The sequence below is a fragment of the Sphingomonas faeni genome, assembly GCF_040407505.1.
GTDB lineage: Bacteria > Pseudomonadota > Alphaproteobacteria > Sphingomonadales > Sphingomonadaceae > Sphingomonas > Sphingomonas faeni_E.
Genome location: NZ_JAPZPQ010000003.1, coordinates 138,810 through 159,850, shown reverse-complemented (window position 1 = coordinate 159,850; position 21,041 = coordinate 138,810). Strand labels below are relative to the sequence as shown.

21 protein-coding genes are annotated in these 21,041 nt (G+C 65.8%); 10 read left to right on the top strand and 11 right to left on the bottom strand.

The features are described from left to right. Window positions 1-65: 65 nt before the first annotated feature. Window positions 66-191 (bottom strand): hypothetical protein, encoded by a 126-nt coding sequence (locus O6X71_RS11510; RefSeq protein WP_259457500.1) that lies wholly within the window; start codon window positions 189-191, stop codon window positions 66-68. A 66-nt stretch (window positions 192-257) separates the two neighbouring features. Continuing rightward, on the bottom strand, window positions 258-683 hold the full coding sequence (locus O6X71_RS11505) for a DUF1810 domain-containing protein (protein WP_353466000.1): 426 nt from the start codon (window positions 681-683) through the stop codon (window positions 258-260). A gap of 100 nt (window positions 684-783) precedes the next feature. Between O6X71_RS11505 and O6X71_RS11500 the strand changes: the two genes are divergently transcribed. Further along, the gene (locus O6X71_RS11500) at window positions 784-1,296 is read left to right on the top strand and encodes a hypothetical protein (protein WP_353465999.1); all 513 of its coding nucleotides are present in this window, start codon (window positions 784-786) and stop codon (window positions 1,294-1,296) included. A gap of 3 nt (window positions 1,297-1,299) precedes the next feature. Continuing rightward, complete coding sequence (locus O6X71_RS11495) at window positions 1,300-1,917, top strand: YbhB/YbcL family Raf kinase inhibitor-like protein (RefSeq protein ID WP_353465998.1); 618 nt, start codon at window positions 1,300-1,302, stop codon at window positions 1,915-1,917. 413 nt (window positions 1,918-2,330) lie between these two features. On the opposite strand, the gene O6X71_RS11490 is transcribed toward O6X71_RS11495, so the two are convergent. Continuing rightward, window positions 2,331-3,386 (bottom strand): GGDEF domain-containing protein, encoded by a 1,056-nt coding sequence (locus tag O6X71_RS11490; RefSeq protein WP_353465997.1) that lies wholly within the window; start codon window positions 3,384-3,386, stop codon window positions 2,331-2,333. A gap of 94 nt (window positions 3,387-3,480) precedes the next feature. Next, complete coding sequence (locus O6X71_RS11485) at window positions 3,481-4,020, bottom strand: peroxiredoxin (RefSeq protein WP_136189147.1); 540 nt, start codon at window positions 4,018-4,020, stop codon at window positions 3,481-3,483. A 90-nt stretch (window positions 4,021-4,110) separates the two neighbouring features. Between O6X71_RS11485 and O6X71_RS11480 the strand changes: the two genes are divergently transcribed. Next, entirely contained in the window at window positions 4,111-4,953 is an 843-nt protein-coding gene (locus tag O6X71_RS11480; protein WP_353465996.1) for an inositol monophosphatase family protein, read from the top strand. Between the two features lie 609 nt (window positions 4,954-5,562). Here the strand turns inward: O6X71_RS11480 and O6X71_RS11475 are convergent. Next, window positions 5,563-7,698: an AsmA family protein gene (locus O6X71_RS11475; protein WP_353465995.1), complete on the bottom strand. Its 2,136-nt coding sequence runs from the start codon at window positions 7,696-7,698 to the stop codon at window positions 5,563-5,565. Window positions 7,699-7,866: 168 nt separating this feature from the next. On the opposite strand from O6X71_RS11475, the gene rpmI reads away from it, so the two are divergent. The 7 genes from rpmI to O6X71_RS11440 all read left to right on the top strand — a co-directional run bounded on the left by rpmI (window position 7,867) and on the right by O6X71_RS11440 (window position 15,572). Next, the gene (gene rpmI, locus O6X71_RS11470) at window positions 7,867-8,070 is read left to right on the top strand and encodes a 50S ribosomal protein L35 (RefSeq protein ID WP_031395289.1); all 204 of its coding nucleotides are present in this window, start codon (window positions 7,867-7,869) and stop codon (window positions 8,068-8,070) included. Between the two features lie 19 nt (window positions 8,071-8,089). Continuing rightward, window positions 8,090-8,455 (top strand): 50S ribosomal protein L20, encoded by a 366-nt coding sequence (rplT, locus tag O6X71_RS11465; RefSeq protein WP_056054375.1) that lies wholly within the window; start codon window positions 8,090-8,092, stop codon window positions 8,453-8,455. A gap of 303 nt (window positions 8,456-8,758) precedes the next feature. Beyond that, on the top strand, window positions 8,759-9,088 hold the full coding sequence (locus O6X71_RS11460) for a GIY-YIG nuclease family protein (RefSeq protein ID WP_353465994.1): 330 nt from the start codon (window positions 8,759-8,761) through the stop codon (window positions 9,086-9,088). Window positions 9,089-9,110: 22 nt separating this feature from the next. After that, window positions 9,111-10,205, top strand: coding sequence for a phenylalanine--tRNA ligase subunit alpha (gene pheS / locus O6X71_RS11455; RefSeq protein WP_282580605.1), 1,095 nt, complete (start codon window positions 9,111-9,113; stop codon window positions 10,203-10,205). Next, a complete protein-coding gene (gene pheT, locus O6X71_RS11450) occupies window positions 10,202-12,616 on the top strand; it encodes a phenylalanine--tRNA ligase subunit beta (RefSeq protein WP_353465993.1) in 2,415 nt (804 codons plus the stop codon). The genes pheS and pheT overlap by 4 nt, the downstream gene beginning before the upstream one ends. A gap of 172 nt (window positions 12,617-12,788) precedes the next feature. Then, window positions 12,789-13,670 (top strand): aldose 1-epimerase family protein, encoded by an 882-nt coding sequence (locus tag O6X71_RS11445; RefSeq protein ID WP_353465992.1) that lies wholly within the window; start codon window positions 12,789-12,791, stop codon window positions 13,668-13,670. A 333-nt stretch (window positions 13,671-14,003) separates the two neighbouring features. Then, on the top strand, window positions 14,004-15,572 hold the full coding sequence (locus tag O6X71_RS11440) for a peptide chain release factor 3 (RefSeq protein WP_120299555.1): 1,569 nt from the start codon (window positions 14,004-14,006) through the stop codon (window positions 15,570-15,572). 73 nt (window positions 15,573-15,645) lie between these two features. Here the strand turns inward: O6X71_RS11440 and O6X71_RS11435 are convergent, their stop codons facing one another. The 6 genes from O6X71_RS11435 to O6X71_RS11410 form a co-directional block, all read right to left on the bottom strand. Continuing rightward, on the bottom strand, window positions 15,646-15,879 hold the full coding sequence (locus O6X71_RS11435; protein ID WP_353465991.1) for a hypothetical protein: 234 nt from the start codon (window positions 15,877-15,879) through the stop codon (window positions 15,646-15,648). A gap of 328 nt (window positions 15,880-16,207) precedes the next feature. Continuing rightward, window positions 16,208-17,338, bottom strand: a complete 1,131-nt coding sequence (locus O6X71_RS11430) for an alpha/beta hydrolase (RefSeq protein WP_353465990.1) — start codon at window positions 17,336-17,338, stop codon at window positions 16,208-16,210. Window positions 17,339-17,471: 133 nt separating this feature from the next. Continuing rightward, window positions 17,472-18,725, bottom strand: coding sequence for an amidohydrolase family protein (locus tag O6X71_RS11425; RefSeq protein ID WP_353465989.1), 1,254 nt, complete (start codon window positions 18,723-18,725; stop codon window positions 17,472-17,474). A gap of 85 nt (window positions 18,726-18,810) precedes the next feature. Then, window positions 18,811-19,116 carry a DUF3325 family protein gene (locus tag O6X71_RS11420; RefSeq protein ID WP_353465988.1) on the bottom strand — a complete coding sequence of 102 codons (306 nt, stop codon included), beginning with the start codon at window positions 19,114-19,116 and terminating at the stop codon, window positions 18,811-18,813. Further along, on the bottom strand, window positions 19,109-20,668 hold the full coding sequence (locus tag O6X71_RS11415; RefSeq protein WP_353465987.1) for a PepSY-associated TM helix domain-containing protein: 1,560 nt from the start codon (window positions 20,666-20,668) through the stop codon (window positions 19,109-19,111). Before O6X71_RS11415 ends, O6X71_RS11420 begins: the two co-directional genes overlap by 8 nt. Beyond that, a complete protein-coding gene (locus tag O6X71_RS11410) occupies window positions 20,665-20,919 on the bottom strand; it encodes a hypothetical protein (RefSeq protein WP_353465986.1) in 255 nt (84 codons plus the stop codon). The genes O6X71_RS11415 and O6X71_RS11410 overlap by 4 nt, the downstream gene beginning before the upstream one ends. Between the last annotated feature and the right edge of the window lie 122 nt (window positions 20,920-21,041).

Genomic DNA, 21,041 nt, shown 5'->3' with positions numbered 1-21,041 from the left:
ACGGAAGACGCCCCGTCATCGTCCGGTCGAAGATCTTGCCGGAGCGGTACCCACCCCGGCGTGCCTCAGTTCAGCGTCGTCATCTCGACGGGCTTGCCCTTGGTGGTCGGGTTGGACGCGTTCGCCTTGGGTGCCTTTTCGGCCTTGGGCTTGCGGACTTCCTTGCTCGATTTCTTCTGGCTCTTCGCCATCACGGCACCTCATGGGGCGGAAGGCCCCGCCGCGATGCTACACCTTTCGCAGGCGATACACCCGTCTTATCGCGGACCCGACGCAAGCAGGTCCAATGTCGCCCGGTCGTCCTCGCCGCCGAAGAACCGGTCGAGCGCCGCGCGGAACGGCGAAGGATCGTCGGCAACCGCAGCGAACAGCGTCATCGACGACCGCAACTTCACCGCATCGATCCCGCCCAGAATCGCTTCGGCCGATCCGGGCGCGGCCGTCACCGTCCGCGTGACCTCGATCAGTCGCGGCCCGAGTATCGGATGCGCGAGATACGCCCGAGCCTCGTCCGCCCCGGCGATCGCATAGGTTCGCGCCATGGCGCTTTGGCCCAGTCCGGCGATCTGCGGGAAGATGAACCACATCCAGTGACTGCGCTTGGCCGCGCGCTCCAATTCCGCCAGCGCCTGCGGATAGACGCCGTCCTGCGCAGCGACGAAACGATCGAGATCATGCTCCATGCACCCGAGATGGTCGCATCGGCTCCGCTCCGCAACCACGATGCCGGTCGATGCGTTGCAAAGGGGGTTGAGGAGATCAGGTGATGACGACGGTGCGATCATGAGGACGGCAATCGCGGTCGCGTTGCTCGCGGTACCGCTCCTCGTCGGCGGATGCGGACGCAACGACGATCCCACCAAGACCGCCGCGCCGAGCGGCTTCACCCCGCCCGAGACCCGCGCCCCCGCGCCAATTGCAGGCCAGGCGCAGACCACGCCGATCACCGCCTATGTCGGCAAATACCCGCACGATGCTGTCGGCGGCGTCGATTTCTACGACCGCACCGACGTTGCGACCGGCCTCGTCAATGCGGTCGGCGATGCGAAGCTGCGCGAGATGATCCGTGGTCGATCGGGTCCCGCTACCCCCGTTTTCAAGATGGGCGACCGCGTCGCCTCCTGGGGCTGCGAAGAGCATAATTGCGGCGACCACAATTGGACGGTGATCGTCGACCCCAAGCGCGGCAAGACCCAGGTCTGCTACCATGACGCAGCCAAGATGGGCCCGCAGAGCGACTGGTATGACGGCGCAGCCCCCGCCCGTCGTGCCGAAACCTGCCCGTCGGAAGGATAAGCCATGCTCGAACACATCCCCGCCTGGCTTGGCCATGCGATGAGCGGCCTGCGTGCCGGGATCGACAAGCTGGCGATCGTCCAGCTCGGCGAGAACTTCGAGACCTTGACCCTGACCAGTCCGGCGTTCGCGCACGAAGCACGGATGCCGCCGCGCTTCACTGCGGACGGGGAAGGCGTGTCGCCACCGCTCGTGTGGAGCGAACCGCCGGCAGGGACCGAGCGCATGGTATTGATCGTCGAGGATGCCGATGCTCCGGCGCCGCAACCCTTGGTGCATGCGATCATCTGGGGACTCGAGGCAGATGCGGGCCATCTGGCGGAGGGCGCGATCGCTGCTGACGGTGAGGGCGACGCGAAAGGTCGCGATGTCGGTCGTAATTCCTATCTGCGCGAAGGCTGGTTGCCGCCCGATCCACCGAGCGGTCACGGCGAGCATCGCTATGCGTTCCAGGTCTTCGCGATAGGCGCGGGGGCAGGGGATGTCGGCGCGACGCCCGGGCGCTCTGCGGTCATCGAGGCCATCACCGGGCATGTGCTGGCGGCAGGGCTGTTGATCGGCACGTATTCTCGCGAAGAAGAGGCCCCCGTGGGGCCGGTGGGGCTTGCCTCACCCGCCTGACTATGACGCTCGCCAGGCGCCCCGTCGTTCAGGCGAGCGCGCCGCCGGTGTGGGTCGCGATCAGCAGGATGGTGGTCGAAAAGGCGATGAGGCCGATGAGGATGCTGCGGTTCATGATGGGTGTCCCGATCAGGCGATGGGGGTGATCGGGACGGCGGTGCCGACTGCGATGGCTGCAAAGAACAGTGCGCCGACGAGCGAGAAGGCAATGCGCTGAGCGGTTTCGAAACGGATCGACATGAGATAGTCCTTCGATGGTCGGGCGCCGGACCATCCGGCTGCCGATATCGAATGATTTGCATGGTGCGTGCCAGTTTATTAACTATTTGATTTTGCACGATTTCTTGTTTCCGCGAAGATCAAGTTGGTACAACGCACCATTTCTACGTCGCAAATCGCGCCAACCCTCGGGATCAACCCGCGCAGACCCGATCGCGACCGTCCTTTTTCGCGGTGTAGAGCAGCTGGTCGGCACGCTGGAACGCGGTTTCTGCGGCCTCGTCGGCATGGATCGCGGTCACGCCCGCCGAGACGGTAATCACGCCGAGCGCAGTGTCGGTCTCGCGGTTGCGGAAGCGTTTGGCGGCAACCGTCGCGCGGACGGAATCGAGCATGTCCGCAGCTTCGGCCAAGGCGATCCCGCCGAGCAGCACCGCGAATTCCTCGCCGCCGTGGCGGACGACGAGATGTGGCGCGCATTCGGCCGCCATCGCCTGGCCGATCGCGGTGAGCACGCGGTCGCCGACCCCGTGGCCGTGCACGTCGTTGATCCGCTTGAACCGGTCGATATCGCACAAGGCGAGGCAATAGGGCCCGGCATCCCTGTCGCGCGTCGCGAACGCTTCCTCGAACGCGCGGCGGTTGGGCAGGCCGGTCAGCACGTCGCGGCGCGCCGTATCGCGCGCTTCGATCAGCTTTGACCGCAGCGAATCAGCCTCCGCGGTGGCCGCTGCCAGACGCACTTCGCTGTCGTGGATACGGGCGATCATCGCGCTCGTGATTTCCGCGATCTCGTCGATCTCCGCCAACTGCGTGATCGACGCCGCGCTCTCGGCCAGTTCGCGGCCAAAGCCATGCGTCTCGGCCTGGATCGTCCGCACGATCTGCACGAAGCCATCGACCTGCTGCTGCGTCTCGATCACGAGCGCGATCGCGGTATCGGGTGTCCGATCGGGGTTGGTGTCCGCCGCTCCGTTGGCCCGCCGCGATCGGCCCGACGGGGGCTCGTCGACGACCGTTCCACCTAGACGCTCGATATCCGATCGGGTGAGACGAACACCGTCCTGCGTCAAGGCGGCGACCTCCGCAGCCAACTGGCTCTCGGGCGCCGACATCACGGCATAGGCAAACGCGTAATGCGCGGGATCGGGGCTCAGCTTCTGTTCGTCGAGGAACGCGCCGATCCGCTCGAACAGCGTCGTGTCAGGTCTTGCGCCCCGTATCGATCCGGCCACTCGTACGTCGCGCATGTCATCCCCCGCGTCCCCGCCAAAGCGATAGACCCGAAAGCGTTATCATAATGTCACCGGACCGGCAGGTATTTGCCGGTCCGGTTTCGATCGATTACTTACCCGTCAGCTTCTGGACCGCAGCAAGCGTCGTCGAGACATGCGCCTCGGGGTTCATCTCGTCATGGACGAACGCGATGCGGCCGTCCTTGGCGATGACGTAGCTGGTGCGCTTGGTAATGTCGCGCCCACCCATCTGCTTGCCGAGCGCGACGTCGTAGCCCTTGACCACGTTCGGCCCGGCGCTGGCGACCGCGAACTTGCCCGCGCACTTCTCGGCCGAGAACTTGCTGAGCGTCTCGACATTGTCGGCCGACATGCCGATCACGGTCGCGCCGGCCTTGGTGAACGCCGGGATTGCTTCCGCAAACGCATGCGCCTCGGCGTTGCAGCCGCCGGTGTAGGCCGCCGGGAAGAAGTAGAGCACGACCGGGCCCTTCTTCAGCTGTTCGGCGAGGTGAACGGTGAACACCTTGCCGGCGATCGCGCCGCGCGTGGTGAAATCCGGCGCCTTGGCGCCGGGCGCGAGTGCCGCCAGCGCAGGCGCCGCGACGAGGAGGGCAGCGGCGGTAGCAAGTGTCGAGACGAGGCGCATGGATGATACTCCGTTTAGATCGCAATGACCTACGCTGGCGTGATCGATCCGTCCATTGCCCGTGACGCTCGCGCTCGATAGGCTGGAAATATGCCAGTAACCCAAGCCGATATCGATCTCGCGCACCGCCTCGCGGATGCTGCGGGCCACGTCATCCGACCCTATTTCCGCCATGAGCACGGCGTCGAGATCAAGGACGACCAGTCCCCCGTCACTCGCGCCGACCGAGAAGCCGAATCGGCGATGCGCCGGCTGCTCGACGCCGAGCGCTCGGGCGACGGCATCGTCGGCGAGGAGTATGGCGAGAAGGCGGGCGTCACCAACCGCAAATGGGTGCTCGACCCGATCGACGGCACGCGCAGCTTCACTGTGGGGCGCGCGATCTTCGGGACGTTGATCGCGCTTGTCGAGGATGGCTGGCCGGTACTCGGGATCATCGACCAGCCGATCCAGCGCGAGCGTTGGGTCGGTGTCGCGGGGCGTCCGACGACTTTGAACGGCGTACCAGTCCGCACGCGCACCTGCCGCGAACTGGCAGGCTCGACGATTGGCACCACCAGCCCGCACCTCTTCGATGAAGTCGACGTCCCGCACTATTTAGCGCTGGTCGCGGCGATCTCGGGCGGCAACCCGCGGCAAGGGCCGGTCTATGGTGGCGACTGCTACAATTACGGCCTGCTCGCTAGCGGGCATCTCGACGTGGTCTGTGAGTCAGGCCTGAAGCTTTACGACTTCGCGGCGCTGGTGCCGGTGGTCGAAGGCGCGGGCGGGCGCATGTGCGACTGGAACGGCGACCCGCTGACCGCAGACAGCGAAGGCCATGTGCTCGCGATCGGCGATCCCGCGCGCATGGACGACGTGCTCGAGGCGATGCATCGGTTGCAGGATGACGGGCACGATCACGATGCGCATGACGGCCACATCCATGGGTAAAATTTCCCCTCTCGCCTGCGGGAGGGGCTAGGGGAGGGTACGATGTACGTACCGGCGTCCGGCATGCGATTATCTCCTCCCCAACCCGCAAGTGGGAAGGGAGCAAAAGGCGTCATCGCAAACCGCAACGCCACTACACCATCACCCCCCCCTCCGTCATCCCGGCGGACGCCGGGACCCACGGACACGGAGCGTTAGCCGTCTACGCGCATCTAACCATGGGCCCCGGCGTCCGCTGGGGTGACGGGGTTGGTGCGGTAAGCAATAGTGCTTCGCAATGGCAACGTCGTAGCCAAGCCGCTATCCAACCCGAACGCTGCGATCTAGCCCGAGCAGCGAATGTACTTCACACCCATCAGCAATAACGGGCCACAACCGGTCACAGCCGACAACCCCGGCCACAGCCAGCAACTGGCCAAGGGCAACAACCCGCCCCCATGTCCACCATCGAGCCCCGATCACACCCCAATTCGTCATCCCGGCGGACGCCGGGACTCATGGACATGCAACGCTAGCGGCCTAAGCGCGCCCAACCATTAGAACTAACGCGCGCACGACGACAGGAAGAGCAAGGTAGGGACGGGGGGGCGTACCATCCTCCCCGCGCCCTCAGAAGATCCCCAGGAACTTCTTCTTCTGCCCCTTCCGCTCCGCAGCATTCGTCTTCCCGTCCTCGGCCTTGGCGGTCGTCCCATGCCCCACGTCGTCACGCGGCTGGCCCTTGGTGGTCCGCTGCGCCGCCGCCGTAGCTCCGGAGAGCACCGGCCCGCACGCGGTAGACTTCGCATCGCCGACATCGACGAACGCCAGAATCCCCGCGACCGGCGTCGCCACCAGCGCGAGCCCAAGCCCGCTCCCGACCCGCGCAAGCAGGTCCTTCGAGATCACGCTGAGCTTCGGCGCCGCAAACAAACCGCCGACCCCGACCGGCGACTGCCCCGCGAACAGGCTGAACTTCTTCGAATCCGCCCGAAACGCCAGATCCACCGCCTCGTTGCGGAAGCTGAAACCGCCACGGCCGACGATCACGTTCTTGCGCGTGTCGATCAGGATCGGGTCCGCCGCCGCGACACCGCCGCGCACGGTAAAACCGATCAGCCCGCAATTGATCTGTACCGGCTCGTCCAGCTTCCCCTGGAACATCCGCTGCGCAAACGTGCCGATATCGAGTTCTGCAAGCTGCACGTTGCGCACCGAAAGCGCGCCCGACGGCAACACGAACGCGATCCGCCCGCGCGATGACGCCAGCGAATCGTGGATCGAGTCGCCCCGGCCATCAAGCTTGATGCGACCCTTGACGGTTCCGGTTGTCCCAGCCTCGGTCAGCCCATAGCCCTTGAGCAATCGACCCAGCGGCGTCGGCGCGAGCCGGATGTCGTAGGACACCGCGCTCGGCCGCGCGCGCGTATCGAAGATCACGTCCGAGGCCACGTTGCCGCGCGCCATCGAGAAGGTCAGCGGAGATAGCGCCAGCCGCCCACGCTCCAGGTCGAGCGTCAAGTCGATGTTGGAAATCGGCAGGTTGCGCGACTTCACCACACCGATCGTCCATTTCAGGTCGGCATCGAAGATCTGCATCGTCGCGACCGGCAAATTCCCGTCAGGCAGCAGACGTTGCGGTGCGGCGCCCGTCGCGGCGGCGGCGGCCACCGCTCCTTTCGACTCGACGATGTCGGGATTGAAGCCGATGAACGGCGCCGCATCGATGATGTCCAGGCTCTTGGTCGTGAGGACCGAATCCAGATGGATGCGCGCGCCGTTGGTAATCGTCAGCTTGCCCGCGAGATCGGTCCGGCCCGCAAAGCCGCGCAGGTGCGTGAAGGCGTATTCGTCGCCCTGCTTGATCAGCTGCGCGCGCAGTTTGTAGGTCCGCGTGTTCGGGATCGCGACGTCGATCACCCCCAGCAGCGTCGACAGGTTCGCGCCGCGTGCGGTGACGGCGAGCGGTACGTTCTCGACATCGGCGATGCTCGGCAGCGTGCCCGCGACGTCTATCACGTTCCCCGCCGCCCGCGCCCGCGCGACCAGCTTGTTCTGCCCGCGATTGGCGGTCGCGTCCGGTGACAGTAGTTGCGCGGTCACGGTGAACGGCGTCTCGCGCAACCGCCCCTTGCCGGTCAGCCCGACCGCACGGCCGATCGTCGCGTCGACCGAGCGGATATCGGCGACCTTGAGGTCCGCCAGCACGCGCATCCGCGGATCGAGATAGCGCACCGTCGTGCCCGTGACCGTCGCAACGTCGATCCGCGGGAATTCAAGCGGCTTGCCACCCTTCTTGTTCGAGAACGTCCAGGTGTTGACCGAATGCGCCGCGTTCCACTCGAGATCGACCGCGCCGTTGACGAGATCGAGCCAGTACAGCCGCCGCTTGCCGAAGAGCAGCGACAGCGGTGCGATCCGCGTGTCGAGCCTGTCCGCCTGGAACAAATTGGGCTTGCTCGCCCAATCGGGGTTCGAGAGCGTGAAGTTCTCCGCGTACAGCTTGATGCGGAACGGCGCGAAATACAGCTGGAAATCGCCGCGCACGGTCAGCGTCCGGTGCGTGAGCGAGCCGACGACGCGCTCGAACGGGTGCTTCAGGAAACGCCCCTTGGTGATGTACAGCACCAGCCAGATCGCGACGATGACCGCGACGATCCCGAGCAGGATGTTGCGCAGTATCCGCCGCTTGCGACGTTTTTGCACGGAGGCTGCTTCCGGGGCCGCGGAAGGGGTCTCGATCGGCTGCGTCGGGCTGTCGTCCATGCTTGGCCTATCGCACGACAGCCGCGTCAGTTCCACAACGGTTGATATGGCGGATCATTGCGTCTATGCGGCCCGCTTCCTCGAAGGGAACGCGTTCGACGAATCGCCCGGCCAGTGTGGGCTGCCGCGGCGATTTCAGCGTCCTCCTTCGTAACCGAAAGGATAAAAATGCCCAAGCTGAAGACCAAGAGCGGCGTCAAGAAACGCTTCAAGCTCACCGCCACCGGCCTGCTCAAGCACGGCGTCGCCGGCAAGCGTCACCGTCTGGCGCATCACAACGGCAAGTACATCCGTCAGAACCGCGGCACCAAGCTGCTGTCGAAGGCCGATACCGCAGCAGTGAAGGCCTGGGCGCCTTACGGCCTGCGTTGAGCTGAGAAGGAATTAGACAATGGCACGCGTAAAACGGGGTGTTACCACCCGCGCCAAGCACAAGCGTATTTTGGTTCAGGCGAAGGGCTATTATGGCCGTCGCAAGAACACCATCCGCATCGCCCGTCAGGCCGTCGAGAAGGCCGGACAGTACGCTTACCGTGACCGCAAGGTTAAGAAGCGCACGTTCCGTGGCCTCTGGATCCAGCGCATCAACGCCGGCGTCCGCGCCGAGGGCCTGACGTATTCGCAGTTCATGCACGGCGTGAAGCTTGCAGGGATTGAACTCGACCGGAAGGTCCTGGCCGACATCGCCATGCACGAGGGCGCTGCATTCAGCGCGATCGTCGCCCAGGTGAAGGCGGCGCTTCCCCAGGCCGCGTAATTTCGCGACCGAGGTGAGGTTTGGAAGGGCGTCGGTGGGAGACCACCGGCGCCTTTTCTGCGTTTGGGGGGGGCGAACGCGCTGGTGCCGAGAGGTTCTGAAGCTTCCCAAATTCCCCAAGCTCCCCAAATTCCGTGGTCCCCAAACCCTCATCCGTCATCCCGGCGAACGCCGGGACCCACGGTTACGGTGTACCCGGCGATAACGTGCTACCATCACCCGCCCGCTACCGTGGGTCCCGGCTTCCGCCGGGATGACGGAGCTAGATTGCACCGGAGTAGCGAGCACAAAGGGGAGCACGAAATGCGCGAAACCTTCCAGCCGTGCGTCTACATCCTCCACTCCCGCCGCCACGGCACGCTCTACATCGGCGTCACCTCAAACCTCCTCGCAAGGCTAGTTCAGCACCGAGAGGGGTTGATCCCCGGCTTCACTCGCCGGTACGGCATCAAGCGTCTCGCCTATTACGAGATGTTCGACACGATGGAGGCCGCGATCGTTCGCGAGAAGCGGCTGAAGGACTGGCGAAGAGCGTGGAAGATCGACCTGATCGAAGCGCGTAACGAAAATTGGGACGATCTGGGTATCGGCCTCGGGCTGCCCCGCCTAACCGAACCCGCCCTGGGAGTATGACGTGACCGAAGACCTGAACCAGATGCGCGACCACATGCTGACGGCGATCGCCGCCGCATCCGGCCTCGACGCGCTCGATGCGTGCCGGGTCGAGGCTCTCGGCAAGCAGGGCACGATCACCGCGCTGCTCAAGACGCTCGGCAAGATGACGCCCGAAGAGCGCCTCGTCCAAGGCCCGCAGATCCAGGGCCTCCGCGAAGCCGTCGCCAACGGGATCGCCGAGCGCAAGGCCACGCTCGAACGCGCCGCGCTCGACGCGCGCCTCGCCAGCGAAACGCTCGACATGACGCTCCCCGCGGATGCCACGCCCGCCGGCACGATCCACCCGGTCAGCCAGGTCATGGATGAACTCGCCGAGATCTTCGCCGACTTGGGCTTCGCGGTCGCGACCGGTCCCGAGATCGAGACCGACTGGCACAATTTCACCGCGCTCAACATCCCCGAGACGCACCCGGCGCGCGCGATGCACGATACTTTTTATCTCCAGCAGGGGATCGACGCGAAGACCGCCGGCACCGCCGACGAAAAGACGACCTTCTCGCTGCTCCGCACACACACGTCGCCGGTCCAGATCCGCACGATGTTGAGCCAGAAACCCCCGATCCGCATCATCGCCCCCGGCCGCACCTACCGCTCGGACTCCGACGCGACGCACACGCCGATGTTCCACCAGGTCGAGGGCCTGGTCATCGACAAGGGCATCACGCTCGGCCACCTGAAGTGGACGCTCGAAACCTTCGTGAAGGCGTTCTTCGAGCGCGACGACATCGTGCTCCGCCTGCGCCCCAGCTACTTCCCGTTCACCGAACCCTCGGTCGAGATCGACGTCGGCTACACGCTGGTGAAGGGCAAGCGCGTCGTCGGCGGCGCCGAGCCCGATGGCTGGCTCGAAATCCTCGGATCGGGCATGGTCCACCGCAAAGTCATCGAAGCGTGCGGGCTCGACCCCGACGAATGGCAGGGCTTCGCGTTCGGCTGCGGCATCGACCGCCTCGCGATGCTCAAATACGGCATGGACGACCTCCGCCCGTTCTTCGACGGCGATATCCGCTGGCTCAAGCATTACGGCTTTTCGAGCCTCGACGTCCCCACCTTGTCCGGCGGAGTCGGCGCATGAAGTTCACCCTCAGCTGGCTCAAGCAGCACCTCGAAACCACTGCGACCCTCGACCAGATCGTCGAAGCGCTGACCCGCATCGGCCTCGAAGTCGAAGGCGTCGAGAACCCCGGCGAGAAGCTCGCCGCGTTCAAGATCGCCAAGGTACTCAGCGCCGAACGCCATCCGCAAGCCGACAAGCTCCAGATCCTGTCGGTCGACGCCGGTAACGGCCCGCTGCAAGTCGTCTGCGGCGCCCCCAACGCGCGCGCCGGCCTGGTCGGCGTGTTCGGCGCACCCGGCGCGTACGTCCCCGGCCTCGACGTCACGCTGAAGCTCGCGAGCATCCGCGGCGTCGAATCCAACGGCATGATGTGTTCGACGCGTGAGCTGGAACTCGGCGAGGATCACGACGGCATCATCGAACTGCCGGCGGACGCGCCGATCGGCACCGCCTACCCGGACTATGCGGGCCTGACCGATCCGGTCATCGACGTCGCGATCACACCCAACCGCCAGGACTGCATGGGCGTCCGCGGCATCGCGCGAGACCTCGCCGCGGCGGGCCTCGGCACGCTTACGCCGCTGACGTTCGATACGTTCACGAGTGAGGGCGCAGGTCCAGACGTCCGCACCGACGACACAGCAGGCTGTCCAGCCTTCTTCGCCCAAACCGTCACCGGCGTAACCAACGGCGAGTCCCCCGAGTGGATGCGCCGCAGCCTCATCGCGATCGGCCAGAAGCCCATCTCCGCGCTCGTCGACATCACCAACTATCTGATGATCGACCTCGGTCGCCCCCTGCACGTCTACGACCGCGCCAAACTCTCCGGCGGCCTCGTCGCGCGGAAGGCCAACGACGGCGAGCAGGTCATCGCGCTCAATGGCAAGACCTACACGCTCGACGCGACCATGACCGTCATCGCCGACGACGCGGCCGTGCACGACATCGGCGGCATCATGGGCGGCGAGCATTCGGGCGTCTCGGCGGACACCACCGACGTGCTGATCGAATGCGCCTATTTCGATCCCGACCACATCGCCCGCACCGGTCAGAAGCTCACGCTCACCTCCGACGCGCGCAGCCGTTTCGAACGCGGCGTCGACCCGGCGTTCCTCGAAGACGGCCTCGCGATCGCCACCGCGCTCGTCCTCCACATCTGCGGCGGCACGGCCAGCGACGTCACCCGCTCGGGCGAGCCCCTGCTAGAGCCCCGCGTGATCCACTACGATCCGCGCTTGAGCGCAGACCTCGGTGGCCTCCACGTCGCCCCCGAACGCCAGGCGCGGACCTTGTTGTCGCTCGGCTTTACGATCGGCGCGATCAAGTCCGCCGATGCGTTCAGCGACGCGCTGTTCTCGACGATCGAGGGCAAATGGCCGGTTACGATCCCGACCTGGCGCCGCGACGTCGATGGCCCCGCCGATCTCGTCGAGGAAGTCGTCCGGATCGAGGGCATCGATAATATCCCCTCGACGCCGCTCCCCCGCATGCCCGGCGTCGCCAAACCGACCGCCACACCCGAGCAGAAGCTCGAACGTCGCGCACGTCGCGCGGCGGCTGCCCGCGGTCTCGACGAAGCGGTGACGTGGAGCTTCCTCTCGGAGGCCGAAGCCGCGCCTTTCGGTGGCGGCGCATGGACGCTCGCCAACCCGATCAGCGAAGACCTCAAAGTCATGCGCCCCTCGCTACTCTCCGGCCTGGTCGCAGCGACCGGCCGCAACCTCAAGCGTGGCCAGCAGAGCGTCCGCCTGTTCGAGATCGGCCGCCGTTATCTGGCCGACGCCGAGCGCGCGACTCTGGGCGTAGTCCTCGCCGGCGACCGCCGCCCCCGTGGCTGGCGCGATGGGAAAGCGGCGACCTTCGACGCGTATGACGCGAAGGCCGAAGCTGTGGCGCTTCTCGCGGCCTCGGGCGCGCCGGTGGATAACCTGCAAGTGATGGGGGAGGCCGGCGACGCCTGGCACCCCGGCCAGTCCGGTACGCTCCGCCTCGGACCGAAGACGGTGCTGGCAAGCTTCGGCATGCTCCATCCGTCCGTCCTGAAGGCCTTCGACCTCGACGGCGCCGTCGCCGCGGTAGAAGTCTACCTTGACGCGATCCCGCCCAAGCGCGCGTCTGGTTTCACCCGCCCGGCCTACACGCCGCCGGCGCTGCAAGCCGTCCGCCGCGACTTCGCCTTCCTCGTGCCGGCGGCGCTCGCCACCGACACGCTGGTCCGCGCGGTCAAGGGCGCCGACAAGGTCGCGATCGTCTCGGCCCGCGTGTTCGACGTGTTCACCGGGCAGGGCGTCGAAGAGGGCCATAAGTCGGTCGCGGTCGAGGTCGTTCTGCAACCGACCGCCAAAAGCTTCACCGACGAAGAGATCAAGGCGATCGCCGACAAGGTGGTAGCGGCCGCCGCAAAGCAGGGCGCGAGCCTGAGAGGATAACGCTCCCCCAAACACCACCCCGGCGAAGGCCGGGGCCCAAGTGGAAAGGCCGGTGTAACGGAGCGATGCGCGTCGTTGGCAACATCCCCCAATTGGGCCCCGGCCTTCGCCGGGGTGGAGTGGGGTGAGCGTTTTGAAGCCTCGCGCGTTTGAAGCTCACGGAAGGAATCCCATGACCGACCTGATCACGATCGCCAACGACCACCTCACCGCGCAGATCAACCCGCACGGTGCCGAGCTCACCCACCTCCACGACGCCGACGGCCGCGAGCTGATGACCAACGCCGACCCGGCCTTCTGGACCGGTCGCGCCCCGATCCTCTTCCCGGTCGTCGGCGTCGCCAACGAAGGCGTCATCCGCCTCGACGGCCAATCCTACCCGATGCAGAAGCACGGCTTCGCCCGCCGCTCGACGTTCGACGTCGTCGCACAGACCGAAACCTCCGCCACTTTCCGCCTCACCGACAGCGAAGAAACCTGCAAAGCCTACCCCTTCGCCTTCGCGCTCGACATCGTCTTCACGCTCGACGGCGCGTCGCTCGGGATCGAGGCGCGCATCCACAACCGTACCGACGCGCCGATGCCGGCAAGTTTCGGCTTCCACCCCGCCTTCGCCTGGCCCCTCCCCTACGGCAAGCCTCGCGCCGATCACCGCATCACCTTCTCGGCCGACGAACCCGGCAAGCTCAAGGCGATCACCCCCGACGGCCAGATCGCCGCCGACGAGCGGCCCTCGCCGGTCGAGGGCCGCGTCATCGCCCTGCGCGACGAGCTGTTCGCCAAGGACGCGCTGGTCTGGGACCCGATCCATTCCGACGCCGTCACCTACGGCGCCAAGACCGGCCCGCAATTGAAGATCGCCTTCCCCGACACGCCCAAGCTCGGCATCTGGACCAAGCCCGGCGCGGCCTATGTCTGCGTCGAGCCATGGCACGGCATCGCCGACCCCGAAGGCTATACCGGCGACTACCGCGACAAACCCGGCGTGTTCGAGATCGCCGCCGGCGGCATGAAGCGCATCGAAATGAGCGTGACGCTGGTCCAGGGGCACTGACGAACCCCCCTCCCTGAAAGGGAGGGGCAGGGGGTGGGTCGGTTTCCGCATCAAGGCACGGTTGCCACCAAAGCTGACCTACCCACCCCCAACCCCTCCCTTCCAGGGAGGGGAGAGCGATGCGTTTGAGGAGCAGACGGGGTCCTGTCACAGCACCCCGCTCCAAGCCCCCTCTGTCCTACACGCCCCGCATCTGCCAATAGCACGCGATGATCGCTGCATGCCGCCTCCTCCCGATCCCGCCGCGTCCCGCGCGGGAAGGGGATTGCGAGCGGCACGTAGCCTGAACTTCCTTACCTTCCGAGCCCAGACTCGGCGCACCGGACCCACGCCATGACCCAATTTCCCCGCCGCACCTTCGCGATCATCTCGCATCCCGATGCCGGCAAGACCACGCTGACCGAGAAACTCCTCTACTTCGGCGGCGCGATCCATCTCGCTGGCGAGGTGAAGGCGCGCGGCCAGACGCGGCGCGCGCGCTCCGACTGGATGAAGATCGAGCAACAGCGCGGGATCTCGGTCACCTCGTCGGTGATGACGTTCGAGCGGCAGGGCATCACCTTCAACCTGCTCGACACGCCGGGCCACGAGGATTTCTCCGAGGACACCTACCGCACGCTCACCGCCGTCGACTCGGCGGTCATGGTGATCGACGCCGCGAAGGGCATCGAGCCGCAGACGCGGAAACTGTTCGAGGTCTGCCGCCTGCGCAACGTGCCGATCATCACCTTCGTCAACAAGGTCGACCGCGAGGGCCGCGACCCGTTCTCGCTGCTCGACGAGGTGGCCGAGATGCTCCAGCTCGACGTCTGCCCGATGAGCTGGCCGGTCGGCATGGGCGGCGAGTTCGAGGGCGTCTACGATCTCTACGCCAACACGCTGAGCCGCCCCGAAGGCGACAGCCGCGAGTTCATGGGCAAGGCGATCCCGTTCACCGGCATCGACGATCCTGAGCTTGCCAAGATCCTCAGCCCCGAAGCGATGGTCCGTCTGAACGACGAAGCCGAACTCGCACAAGGCGGCTATTCGAGTTTCGACCCCGAGGCTTATCGCGCGGGCAATCTGACGCCGGTCTATTTCGGCTCGGCGCTGAAGGACTTCGGCGTCGCCGAACTGATCGCCGCACTCGCCGACTACGCCCCGCCACCGCGCGCGCAACCGGCCGAGCCGGCGCCCGTGTCCCCGGATGAGCCCGAAGTCACCGGCTTCGTGTTCAAGGTGCAGGCGAACATGGATCCCAACCACCGCGACCGGATCGCGTTCATGCGGCTATGCTCGGGCGTGTTCAAGCGCGGCATGAAGCTCACCCCGACCGGCCACGGCAAGCCGATCGCGGTGCACTCGCCAATCCTGTTCTTCGCGCAGAACCGCGAGCTGGCGGACGAGGCGTTTCCCGGCGACATCATCGGCATCCCCAACCACGGCACGCTCCGGGTCGGCGACACGCTCAGCGAAAAGGCCGCGATCCGCTTCACCGGCCTGCCGAACTTCGCGCCCGAAATCCTGCGCCGCGTCGTGCTGAAGGACTTCACCAAGACCAAGCAGTTGCGCAAAGCCTTGGACGACATGGCCGAGGAGGGGGTGACGCAGGTATTCTACCCCGACATCGGCTCGAACTGGATCATCGGCGTCGTCGGGCAGCTCCAGCTCGAAGTGCTGCTCTCGCGCCTCGATGCGGAATACAAGGTCGCGGCGGGACTCGAGCCTGCGCCGTACGAGACCGCCCGTTGGATCTCGGCGGAAGACCCGCTCGAACTCAAGACCTTCGCCGAGATCAACCGCGGCGCGATGGCCAAGGACCGTGACGGCAACCCCGTCTTCCTCGCCAAGAGCGCCTGGGAAGTGAACTACATCGCCGAGCGCTATGCCAAGATCCGCTTCGCCGCGACACGCGAGCGGTAGGATACCGGATCGGCCGGCAAGGTTTTCTAAGGCTGCTAGAAGTCTTCGACCCTCGCCGGTCGCGATTGCAGGATCACAAAGTCTGGTCTGTTTTGCCTGGCGACCGATAATGGCGCCGCTCCATCAGGCGCCTCGCGGGATTTTCCCGCAAAAATTTCATTGCCCAGTTGTCGCGTTTGATCGGCTTGCGATGCCGATGGCGCCGCGCGCCGTAACGTCTGGTACGCGCAAGCTTTTGTTGCCACCGCACCACGCCTGCAATGGCGGCAACGAGTATAACGCCCGCAACCATGACTTGAACGTTCATCTATCGGCCCCGCTTCCAATAGACTGAGTATCAAATATCAGGCTGATTTGTAATTAAATTGTGCATCATGCTCAAGTTAAGACGTAACTCTCTGAGTAAGCTGTCCTAATATTAGCGGAATAACGAGAGCTGAGAAATATCAACTGACCATGTCATGTAGATAAACCTATCCTACATCAACGAGCTTGGTGAGCCAAAAGGCGTTGATAACGGGTACTTATCAATAGTCGTGCGGGTAACTTGCGGAATTTCGCAACTGGCCAACCGGCTTGATCGCAGCAGCAACAAAAAGGGCCGGGGTGATCCGCTTCACCCCAGCCCATCCTAATTAACGCTTCGGCTTGGCGGCAAATGCTGCCTTCAGCCGCGCGATCGCCAGCGTGTTGGCATCCTGTGCCCCACGCACGACCATGCCCATTCCGAAGAACTCGTGCGTCACACCCGGGAAGGTACGCTGCTCGACCTTGTCACCCGCCGCGCGCATCGCCGCTGCGAGTGTCTCGCCATCGGAGCGCAATGGATCGATCTGCGCGTTGATGATCGTCGTCGGCGGCAGGCCACGCAGGTTCGCCTTCACGAGGTTCAACCGCGGGTCCTGCGCATCGGCAGGGCTGGTCTGGTAATAATAACCGAACCACTTCAGCATAGCGCCGTTCAACGGCTTCGCATTCGCCGAATCCATCCGCGACGGCAGCGTCATGCTGCTGTTCGCGATCGGGTAGACCGACACGATGTGCAGCGGCGTGGTCAGCCGGTTGTCGCGCGCATAGATTGCCGTCGCGACCGCCAGGTTACCGCCTGCGCTTTCGCCTGCGACCGCGATCTTGCGCGGATCGCCACCCCAGCTTGCCGCATTCTGCAGCGTCCAGCGATATGCGGCGGCTGCGTCGTCATGCTGCGCCGGGAACTTGAACTCCGGTGCATGGCGATACTCGACCGACACGACGATCGCACCAAGCTGTTTGGCGAGCAGACGCGGCGCTGCGTCATAGGTGTCGACCGTTGCAATCACCCAGCCGCCGCCGTGATAATAGACGACGACCGGCAGGTTCTTGGCGTTGGCGAGCGATGCCGGCTTGTAGATCCGGGCGAACTGGTTCGCGTCGCTGCCATAGGGCACGTCGCGCGTCGTCACGGTCGCGTCGGGCGTTGCCGACAGGCCGTGCTTGATCATGACCTGCTTGGCGCCATCGGCTGCCGACGGCTGCATCCGCGCGACGGCTGGCGTGAGCGTCTCGATCGGCTTGCCACCGAGCGCGGCGAGCTGGTCGAGCACGACCTGCATGTCGGGCGCGGCCTTTGCCGGCTGGGTCGCCGTCGGTGCGGGCGGCGGCGGTGGTGGCGCATCGACCGACCGTGCGGACTGCGCAATCGCGCCGCTCGTCAGGGCGATACCCGATGTCGTGATCAAGGTCGCGGTGGCGAGCGCCATCAGCGTGCGCGATGAACGGTTGGTCATGCGGTATGGTTTCCTGTTTCGAGTGCCCCCACTCGCCGGCTAGAACCGCGTGATCGGGTTTACGTTCCCGCAGACCCGTGTAACCAACGCTTTTCACACGTGTTTTTTGCTGCCGAAGTTGCTCTACGTCGTATCAGAATGGCGCAGCGCGTCCTGCGACCCAGGTTTCGACGACCTTGTCGACGTCGGCGATCGAGCGGGATGGATCGCCATCGACGACCAGCAAATCGGCGCGCGTTCCGGCCACGATCACGCCGCGATCGCGCAATCCGAGCAGGTCCGCGCCCGCAGCCGTGGCAACCCGCACGGCCTGCGCCGGAGTTAGCACGCCGGCGTCGTACAAGGTCTTCAGGTTACGCAGGTTCATCGCCAACGATTTCCGCGCATCGGCGGTCTTGGGGTCGGCCAGGATTTTTGCACGCCACGCCGGATCGTCGACCTGTTGCGCGAGGGCAGGCGACAGCGCGGCGCGAGCGAACGGCGTCCGCGTCCACGGTGCGCGATCGGCCCAGGCGAACGTCGCCTCGTCGAGTTGCAGCGTCGGGATGTACCAGATGCCCTTCGCCTTCAGCGTCGCGACGAACGCAGGGGGCACCGGCGTGTCGCGGATACCGTGCGCGATGATGTCCGCGCCCGCCGCGACGATCGCCTCCGCATCGGCGAGATCGTGGATATGCGCCGCGACGCGCAGCCCGCGCGCGTGCGCCTCGGCGATCACCGCGCGGTAGACGGCGGGGCTCATCTTGACCGGCACGCTGCCGCCGAAATCGTCGAGCCACAGTTTCACGAGGTCGGTCTTCTCGGCGGTCATCATCGCGACCGCCTTGCGGGCTTCCTCAGGCGTCGAGGGACGGAACAACTGGTCTGGCCCGACCTTGAGCATCGCCTGCGGTGGTGCGCCGTTGGGGACGCCGATCCCCTGCATCACGCCGAACAGGTCCGCACCGTCGATCCGTCCGGCATGCGCGTCTGCGCGTATCCCGACGAACGCCGGACCGTTGTTGCCGAGCGCCGTCACCGTCGTCACGCCGTAGCGGCGATACTGGGCGAGCTGCGCGACGATGTTGGCGCGGTTGTAGTTCTTCGCGCCCGTCTCGGTGCCACTCACCTGTCCGACGTGACTGTGGTCCGAGACGAGGCCGGGCATCACGGTCCGCCCCCGATAGTCGCGCCGATCCGCGCCCGCCGGCACCGCGACCTTGCCCGCCGCGACGATCCGTCCGTTCGCGATCACGATGGTCGCGTCGTCCACCGGTACGCCGCCGCGGCCGTCGATCAACCGGACACCGGTCAGCGCGATCGTCTGCGCGGTAGCGGATCCGGCGGTGAGGGCCGATGCCGCAAGGGCGATCGTGCAGAGGCGAGCGGAGATTTTGGTTCGGCGCACGATGACGTCCTTCTCGGGAGGATGCGCCGACTGGACGCTATTCCCCTGAAACGTCAGCGGATCGCGCCCGTTCCGATCTGTGATGTCAGCGCCGAACGCGCGCGACCTTCAGCGCGATACGGACCGGCTGCATCGTCTCGACTGGCTTGAACGACAGCAGCATCACCAGCGCGACTCCAGCGATCGACGCCGCGCCGAGGAACCGCACGAAACGCTCGCCGGTCAGCGGCGCGCCACAGTGGAACAGCGCCACCGCGAGCACGAGTGCCGCGACTAGGCGCAACGCGCGGATCGCGGACGGCGCAACGATCCCGAGGTCGCGGCGATATCTGAACGCGGTCGCCGCAAGCAGCAGCCAGCCAAAGAAGCACAGCATCGTGGCTTCAAGCATGAACGGTCTCCGAGAGTGTTTTGCGGATCTTTGCGACGGGTTTGCTTCGGGCTGAGCGCCATGCGCCGAGTGCGAGCAAAGCGGCGACCGCGAGCATGGCGAAGTCGAACGCTGCGAACAGCGTGTCGCCGGACAGCATCGATCCGGGCAGCCCGCGCGATGTGGTGAGCGTATCGGCCACCGGGATCGTCGCGAACGCGAGCGCGCCGATCGCGAACCCCTCGGTCCACGCGCGGCGCGCCGGTCGCAGCAATTGCACGACCGCAACGCCGCCCCATACCCAGAACATCGTCGCGACTTCGGCATCGGCGCGGTTCGCGGCGTCGGCCGGGATCACGCGGTTGGCGAGCAGATAGGCGGCCATTCCGATCGGCAGGCCGGCGATGACGCCGATGTTCAGCCGCTCGACCAGCTTCAGCCCGAAGAACGGCGTCGCACCCGGCTTGCGACGCTTGGCGGTCCACAGCAGCAGCCCGGTACCGACCATCGCCGCGCCGGTCAGCCCCAGCACGAAATAGGCCCAGCGCAACGCAGGGCCCGCGAACTGCGCGACGTGCAGCCCGAGCATCACGCCCGCGGTGGCAAGCGCGGGCCCGACATCGGCGGCACCCTTCAGGAACCGCCCGTCGCTGCCGGCGTAGGTGACCGACGGCCCGCGTCCGTTGAGCGAGGCGCTCGAATGGCGGTACAGCGTTACCGTGCTCGCGGCGTCGTTAGGATTGCGCACTACGACGGTTGCCACGGACGCACCGAAGCGCCGCTCCGCATCGGCGACCAGCGGGCCGATCGCGACTAGCGGAGCCGGCGTACCCGTCGCTTCGCGCTCGGTCGGCGTGCCGAACGCGGCTTGCGCGAAATCGGCGGGCTTTGCGTAGTTCGCGACGACCGGCCACGGCATGTACATCGCCACCAGCGTGATCAGCCCGGTATAGGTGATCATCGCGTGATAGGGGAGCGCGAGGACCGCCGAGACGTTGTGCGCGTCGAGCCAGCTACGCTGCCCCTTGTTCCAGCGCAGCGTGAAGAAGTCCGCAAAGATGCGCTTGTGCGTGATCACGCCCGACACGATCGCCCCGAGCATGAACATCGCGCACAACCCGGCCAGCCAGCGTCCCCAGGGATGCGGCAATTGCAGCTGGAAATGGAAGCGATAGAAATGCTCGCCGCCGCGCGTCTCGCGGGCGCGGACGACGTCGCCGGTCGCGGGATCGAGCACGATCTCCGGCGCGCGACGCTTGGCGGCCTTGGGGTCCGGCTTGCGCTGTTCGAAGATCCGCGTGACCGCGGTCCGCGCATCGGGGAGATAGATATACCATTGGATGTCGTCCGCGCCGACTCGTTGCAGGTGCGTTACCGCAGTCTGTGCGGCATGCGCGGTCGAGACGGGCGTCGCGCGGAACTCAGGCTGCATCCACTGCGTGATCTCGGGCCGGAAATAGCTCGCGGTGCCGGTCAGGAACATCGCGAACAGGATCCATCCCGCCAGCAACCCCAGCCAGCCGTGGATCCACGCCATGCTCTGGCGCAGCGTAGTTCCGACCGCCGAGGTCATGGACGAACGCCAAGTAGCCAGAGCAATCCGCCGCCGGAGATCGCGATCCCCCACACTGCGGCCGCTACTCGCAAAAGCCGGTGTTCGTGAAAGCACCACAAGCCGATGCCGGCATAGATCGGGAACGACAGGATCATGCCCCAGCTCGTCGCTTCGACGCGCGCGATGGGCAGTAGGCGGGCAATCAACGTCGCCAGCACGGCCGCCGCGACATAGCCGCCGACCAGCGCCGTCACGCTGCGTATGGCCATGCTCGAGACGAGCGGGCGCACTCTTCGGCCCGAGGGAAAAGGGCCGGCTTTCAGGATCCGGCCGTGCATGAACATTTTGTCATTTTTCCTTGCCGCGCTTCCAAACCGCCTTTAGCGGGTTT

What these genes read in the sequence shown, in the direction of transcription:
- O6X71_RS11460 (WP_353465994.1), top strand. Translation starts at nt 8,759, where the DNA reads ATGCGCGAAACCTTCCAGCCGTGCGTCTACATCCTCCACTCCCGCCGC.
- O6X71_RS11420 (WP_353465988.1), bottom strand. Translation starts at nt 19,116, where the DNA reads ATGCTTGAAGCCACGATGCTGTGCTTCTTTGGCTGGCTGCTGCTTGCG.
- O6X71_RS11485 (WP_136189147.1), bottom strand. Translation starts at nt 4,020, where the DNA reads ATGCGCCTCGTCTCGACACTTGCTACCGCCGCTGCCCTCCTCGTCGCG.
- O6X71_RS11435 (WP_353465991.1), bottom strand. Translation starts at nt 15,879, where the DNA reads ATGAACGTTCAAGTCATGGTTGCGGGCGTTATACTCGTTGCCGCCATT.
- O6X71_RS11510 (WP_259457500.1), bottom strand. Translation starts at nt 191, where the DNA reads ATGGCGAAGAGCCAGAAGAAATCGAGCAAGGAAGTCCGCAAGCCCAAG.
- O6X71_RS11500 (WP_353465999.1), top strand. Translation starts at nt 784, where the DNA reads ATGAGGACGGCAATCGCGGTCGCGTTGCTCGCGGTACCGCTCCTCGTC.
- O6X71_RS11410 (WP_353465986.1), bottom strand. Translation starts at nt 20,919, where the DNA reads ATGGCCATACGCAGCGTGACGGCGCTGGTCGGCGGCTATGTCGCGGCG.
- rpmI (WP_031395289.1), top strand. Translation starts at nt 7,867, where the DNA reads ATGCCCAAGCTGAAGACCAAGAGCGGCGTCAAGAAACGCTTCAAGCTC.
- pheS (WP_282580605.1), top strand. Translation starts at nt 9,111, where the DNA reads ATGCGCGACCACATGCTGACGGCGATCGCCGCCGCATCCGGCCTCGAC.
- O6X71_RS11415 (WP_353465987.1), bottom strand. Translation starts at nt 20,668, where the DNA reads ATGACCTCGGCGGTCGGAACTACGCTGCGCCAGAGCATGGCGTGGATC.
- O6X71_RS11430 (WP_353465990.1), bottom strand. Translation starts at nt 17,338, where the DNA reads ATGACCAACCGTTCATCGCGCACGCTGATGGCGCTCGCCACCGCGACC.
- O6X71_RS11480 (WP_353465996.1), top strand. Translation starts at nt 4,111, where the DNA reads ATGCCAGTAACCCAAGCCGATATCGATCTCGCGCACCGCCTCGCGGAT.
- O6X71_RS11495 (WP_353465998.1), top strand. Translation starts at nt 1,300, where the DNA reads ATGCTCGAACACATCCCCGCCTGGCTTGGCCATGCGATGAGCGGCCTG.
- O6X71_RS11505 (WP_353466000.1), bottom strand. Translation starts at nt 683, where the DNA reads ATGGAGCATGATCTCGATCGTTTCGTCGCTGCGCAGGACGGCGTCTAT.
- O6X71_RS11490 (WP_353465997.1), bottom strand. Translation starts at nt 3,386, where the DNA reads ATGCGCGACGTACGAGTGGCCGGATCGATACGGGGCGCAAGACCTGAC.
- O6X71_RS11475 (WP_353465995.1), bottom strand. Translation starts at nt 7,698, where the DNA reads ATGGACGACAGCCCGACGCAGCCGATCGAGACCCCTTCCGCGGCCCCG.
- O6X71_RS11440 (WP_120299555.1), top strand. Translation starts at nt 14,004, where the DNA reads ATGACCCAATTTCCCCGCCGCACCTTCGCGATCATCTCGCATCCCGAT.
- pheT (WP_353465993.1), top strand. Translation starts at nt 10,202, where the DNA reads ATGAAGTTCACCCTCAGCTGGCTCAAGCAGCACCTCGAAACCACTGCG.
- O6X71_RS11445 (WP_353465992.1), top strand. Translation starts at nt 12,789, where the DNA reads ATGACCGACCTGATCACGATCGCCAACGACCACCTCACCGCGCAGATC.
- rplT (WP_056054375.1), top strand. Translation starts at nt 8,090, where the DNA reads ATGGCACGCGTAAAACGGGGTGTTACCACCCGCGCCAAGCACAAGCGT.